The sequence below is a fragment of the Mesorhizobium sp. M8A.F.Ca.ET.021.01.1.1 genome (genome assembly GCF_003998025.1).
In the GTDB taxonomy this organism is placed as follows: Bacteria; Pseudomonadota; Alphaproteobacteria; order Rhizobiales; family Rhizobiaceae; genus Mesorhizobium.
On the sequence record NZ_RZSJ01000446.1, the window covers coordinates 1 to 5,287 of the forward strand.

General features: G+C 63.0%; 4 protein-coding genes. 1 reads left to right on the top strand and 3 read right to left on the bottom strand.

Going from position 1 to position 5,287, the window contains the following annotated elements; genetic code table 11:
* Window positions 1-225 precede the first annotated feature (225 nt).
* From EOA36_RS26620 to EOA36_RS26630, 3 genes are all read right to left on the bottom strand, one after another.
* Window positions 226-903: an outer membrane protein gene (locus EOA36_RS26620; RefSeq protein ID WP_127280094.1), complete on the bottom strand. Its 678-nt coding sequence runs from the start codon at window positions 901-903 to the stop codon at window positions 226-228.
* 161 nt (window positions 904-1,064) lie between these two features.
* Window positions 1,065-3,389 carry an NADP-dependent malic enzyme gene (locus tag EOA36_RS26625; RefSeq protein ID WP_127280095.1) on the bottom strand — a complete coding sequence of 775 codons (2,325 nt, stop codon included), beginning with the start codon at window positions 3,387-3,389 and terminating at the stop codon, window positions 1,065-1,067.
* Window positions 3,390-3,565: 176 nt separating this feature from the next.
* Window positions 3,566-4,345, bottom strand: a complete 780-nt coding sequence (locus tag EOA36_RS26630; RefSeq protein ID WP_027146364.1) for an SDR family oxidoreductase — start codon at window positions 4,343-4,345, stop codon at window positions 3,566-3,568.
* Window positions 4,346-4,495: 150 nt separating this feature from the next.
* Here EOA36_RS26630 and EOA36_RS26635 point away from each other — a divergent pair, with 150 nt between their 5' ends.
* Window positions 4,496-5,278, top strand: coding sequence for a UDP-2,3-diacylglucosamine diphosphatase (locus EOA36_RS26635; RefSeq protein ID WP_188393844.1), 783 nt, complete (start codon window positions 4,496-4,498; stop codon window positions 5,276-5,278).
* Window positions 5,279-5,287: the final 9 nt, after the last annotated feature.

Below are 5,287 nucleotides of genomic sequence, written 5' to 3' on the forward strand. Positions count from 1 at the left end.
GCGGCTCGCTGACCGCCGCGCCGGACAGCAGGAGGCCGAGCAGCACGGCAGCATGCGCCTGCTTCAAACCTCCGCTTGCCATCCGCCTCGATCCCGCTTGCCAGTAATGGCCAAGGCTACGCCGTTCGCGGTTAATCGTCCATTTCGGAAGTCATCTTGTGTCGGCTGAAAAGCGGCGCGCATTCGATGGTGCCCGTCAGCCGCGGCAATGGGCATGGCCGGCCGTCAGAACTTGTAGTTCATCCCGATCCTGACGGTACTGAACGTATTGTCGAAGGTCGTATTGGAGTTGGGCGCGTAGTTGATCGTCTGGTCCCGCAGGTCGACATATCGATATTCGGCATTTGCCGACCAATGATCGGTGATTGCCTGCTCCAGCCCTGCGCCAATCGTCCAGCCAACCTTGGTGTTCTTTTCGGAATAGCTGTTGGCGGGTCCGTCGAGATATTGGTTTTCGACGCCTCCGAAAGCAAGGCCGCCAGTCCCGTAGACAAGGGTGCTGTCGAAAGCATAGCCCGCCCTGGCGCGGATCGTTCCGAACCAATCCACCTTGGTGTCGTAGACATCACCTCCGCCGACATTGATCTCGTCGGAATGTCCCTTGATATCGGCCCCCGAGATATCGGCCTCGATTCCAAGAACCGCGGAATTGACCTGGTAATTGTAGCCGATCTGGACACCGCCCAGAAAGCCGTCGGTGTCATAATCCTGCGTGCCCCGGATCGTTGGCGTGTTTGGCAGGTTGTAGGTCGCGTCTGTGCTGCCAAAACCATAGCCGAGATGCCCGCCGACATAGACGCCGGACCAGTCATGCACGGTCGGCTCGGACCCGATGGCGTCGGCGGCGAACGCCTCTGCGCCAGTCACAATCAGCATTGCCGAAGCGAGCAACAGGGCTCTCATGACATTCTCACGGCCTAGTCAGACGGCCTGACCATATCAAATTGATCCGTGCCGTGAAATCCGCATTCGTTCAATGCGGGATTTCTCGATCAAGAGTTGTGGGCTCGCAACACTTGATCCGCCCAACGCGGGGCTGGATCAATCGGGTCGCGAGAGCCAGTTCAGTCCAGATTGGCGATCGCTTGCGCCTTGTGCGCCGCTTCGACCACCGCCAGTGCGGTCATGTTGACGACGCCGCGCGAGGTCACCGAGGGCGTCAATATGTGCGCCGGCTTGTCGGTGCCGAGAAGGATGGGGCCGACATGCAGGGCATCCATCATGGCGCGCAGTGCCGTTAGCGTGATGTTGGCCGAATCGAGGTTCGGGAACACCAGGAGATTGGCTTCGCCCTTCAGGCGTGAATGCGGATAGACGCGCTGGCGCAGATGCTCCGACAAAGCGGAATCGGCGTGCATTTCGCCATCGCACTGCAGTTCCGGTGCGATGCGCGCCAGAATGGCCGCGGCCTGACGCATCTTCAGGGCGCTCGGCGAATCGCGCGAGCCGAAATCCGAATGCGACAGCAGCGCCGCCTTCGGCTCGATGCCGAAGCGCTGGATTTCCTCGGCCGCCAGCACGGTCATCTCGGCGATTTCGTCGGCCGTGGGGTCGACGGAGACGTGAGTGTCGGTGAGGAAGATGATGCCGCGCTGCGAGATCAGCATGGAAAGGGTCGACAGGTCCCGGTCCTTGATGCCGGTGCGCGGCCCAATGATCAGCGTCACATTGCGCAGATGCCGCTCGAAACGGCCTTCGAGGCCGCAGATCATGGCGTCGGCGTCGCCGCGCTTGAGCGCCAGCGCCGCGATCACGGTGTTGTCGGTGCGCACCATGGTGCGCGCGGCCTCCGTCGTCACGCCGCGGCGGCCGGCGAGTTCGATCAGGAGGTCGACATAGTGGCGGTAGCGCGGATCGTCCTCCGGGGTGATCAGGCCGAAATCGACACCGGGCTTGATGCGCCGGCCGTAACGCTTCAGCCTGACCTCGATGACATGCGGGCGGCCGATCAGGATCGGTTCGGCGATGCCTTCCTCGAGCACAACCTGGGCGGCACGCAGGACACGCTCGTCCTCGCCGTCGGCGTAGATGACGCGTTTGGCGCTGGAAGCCTTGGCGGAGGAGAATACCGGCTTCATCACCAGGCCGGAGCGGAAGACGAAGCGGTTGAGCTTGTCGATATAGGCGGCGAAGTCGGTGATCGGCCGTGTCGCCACACCGGTGTCGCAGGCTGCCTTGGCGACGGCCGGCGCGATGCGCAGGATGAGGCGCGGGTCGAAGGGCGAGGGAATCAGGAACTCAGGGCCAAAGATCGGCGTCTCGCCGGAGTAGGCGCGCGCGGCGACATCGGAAGGTTCCTCGCGGGCGAGGGCGGCGATCGCCCGCACCGCAGCCATCTTCATCTCCTCATTGATGGCGCTGGCGCCGCAGTCGAGCGCACCCCTGAAGATGTAGGGGAAGCAAAGCACGTTGTTGACCTGATTGGGAAAATCGGAACGGCCCGTGCAGATCATGGCGTCCGGACGCGCCGCGCGCGCCAGTTCCGGCATGATCTCCGGATTGGGATTGGCCAGCGCCAGGATCAACGGCTTCGGCGCCATGTGCTGCAGCAATTCCGGCTTCAACACGCCGGCGGCGGAGAGGCCGAGGAAAACATCTGCGCCCGGTATGACGTCGGCCAGCGTGCGCGCCTCGGTGTCCTTTACATAGGGGTCTTTCCAGCGGTCCATCTCGTCGACACGGCCCTTGTAGGCGACGCCGAAACGGTCGGTGACCCAGATGTTCTCGACGCGCACGCCGAGCGAAACGAGCAGATTGAGGCAGGCAAGGGCGGCGGCACCTGCTCCGGAGGTGACGACCTTGATGTCCGAAATGGTCTTGCCGGCGAATTCCAGCCCATTGAGCACGGCGGCGGCGACGATGATGGCGGTGCCGTGCTGGTCGTCATGGAACACCGGTATGCTCATGCGAGCCTTCAGGCGTTCCTCGACCTCAAAACACTCCGGCGCCTTGATGTCCTCGAGGTTGATGCCGCCGAAGGTCGGTTCCAGAGCCGCGACGGTCTCGACCATGCGCTCGATTTCCGGCGCGTCGATCTCGATGTCGAAGACATCGATGCCGGCGAACTTCTTGAACAGGACCGCCTTGCCCTCCATCACCGGCTTGGAGGCCAGCGGCCCGATATTGCCGAGGCCGAGCACGGCCGACCCGTTCGACACGACGCCGACCAGGTTGGCGCGCGCCGTGTAGTCGGCGGCAGTCGCGGGATTGTCGCGGATCTCGAGGCAAGGGGCGGCGACGCCAGGCGAATAGGCGAGCGCCAGGTCGCGCTGGTTGCCGAGCGGCTTGGTCGCCTGGATCTCGAGCTTTCCCGGCGTCGGATGCTTGTGGAAGTAGAGGGCGGCTTCGTCGAGGTCCGAACGTGCCGTTTTCTTGTTCTCGCCTTCCATGCGGCCGCTCCTCGAAACCTGCTTCGGGAGTCCTTTTAGCATGAGGCCAAGGTTTTTCGCGACGCTAATTGACGCGCCGGCAGCTTTAAATGCCGGCGCGTCAAAATCCATTATTTATCAGTTTGTTACGGATGTTTCATGCGAAATCAGGTTGCGCTGCTTCGCAGGCTCGCCGGTCAAAACGCGCTAACGTAGAGGCCTCCGTCGACGGGTATATTCTGTCCGGTCAGATAGCCGGCATGGACAGAGCACAGGAAGGCGCAGATCTGGCCGAATTCCTCCGGCGTGCCGAGCCGCTTGGCCGGTACGTCGGCGCTGATGCGGGTCTTGCGCGCCGCGGCCGCCTTGGGATCCTCCGGCGTGCCGGCCTCGTGCGGGCCGCGCAGCCGGTCGGTGTCGAGCTTGCCCGGCAGCAGGCTGTTGATGGTCACGTTGCGCTCGATCACCGTGCGCGCCACGCCGGCAAGGAACGACGTCAGGCCGGCGCGCGCACCCGATGAGAGGTCGAGGCCGGGGATCGGGACGTAGACCGACAGCGAGGTGATGTTGACGATGCGCCCGAAGCCGCGCGCCGCCATGCCGTCGATGACCGCCTGCACCAGTTCGATCGGTGTCACCATGTTCTGGGTAACGCCTTCGAGGATTTTTCCACGATCGAGCTCGCGGAAATCGCGGAGCGGCGGCCCGCCATTGTTGTTGACGAGGATGTCGGGTTCCGGACAGGCGGCGAGCAACGCTTTTTGTACCTCCGGCTTCGAAACGTCGCCGACGACTTCCGTCACCGTCACGCCATGGCGTTGGCGCAGCTCCGCGGCGGTTTTGGCGACCAGCTCCGCATTGCGCCCATTGACGACGATGTCGCAGCCTGCCTCGGCTAGCGCCATGGCGCAGCCACGCCCGAGCCCCTTGCTCGAAGCGCAGACGATGGCCTTCTTTCCGCGGATACCAAGATCCATGACGATTTCTCCTTTGATTTGCCCGGCAGGCTAGCGCCAGCGCTGGACCAATCGCAACCGTCATACGGTTGTTGCATGAATCGGGGCATAGGCTGCTCGAAAGCAAGGGTGAATCCGATGTCAGGCCAAGGGCCCCGCACTTTCCGCAGCATGTTCATTTCCGATGTCCATTTGGGCTCGAAAGCGGCGAAGGCCGATTTCCTGATCGATTTCCTGCGCTACCACGATGCCGACATCATCTATCTGGTCGGCGATATCGTCGACGGCTGGCGCCTGAGGCGCAGCTGGCACTGGCCGCAAAGCCACAATGACGTCGTGCAAAAACTGCTGCGCAAGGCGCGCAAGGGCGCCTCGATCACCTATATCGCCGGCAATCACGACGAATTCGCGCGCCAGTTCCAGGGCGTGCATTTCGGCGGCATCGTCGTGGCCGACCGCGCCATCCACGAAACCGCCGATGGCCGGCGACTGCTGGTCATTCATGGCGACCAGTTCGATACCGTCGTCCACAACCAGCGTTGGCTCGCTTATCTCGGCGACCATGCCTATGACGCCGCCATGCAGGTCAACCGGGTGATCACGCGGCTGCGTCAGCTGCTCGGCCTGCCTTACTGGTCGTTTTCGTCCTGGGCCAAGGTCAAGGTCAAGAAGGCCGTGAACTTCATCGGCTCGTTCCAGACGGTGCTCAGCGAGGAAGCGCGACGCTCGCATGTCGACGGCGTCATCTGCGGGCACATCCACCATGCCGCCATCGAAAGCTATGGCGACGTGCAATATATCAACACCGGTGACTGGGTGGAGAGCTGCACCGCCGTGGTCGAGCATTTCGACGGCCGCATGGAGATCCTGACCTGGGCGCATGTGCTGCCTGAAGCGCCTGACGAGCCCTTCATCCCGATGCTCATCGAGGATAGGGTGGTGCAGGCCGCCTGAGGCGGAAGC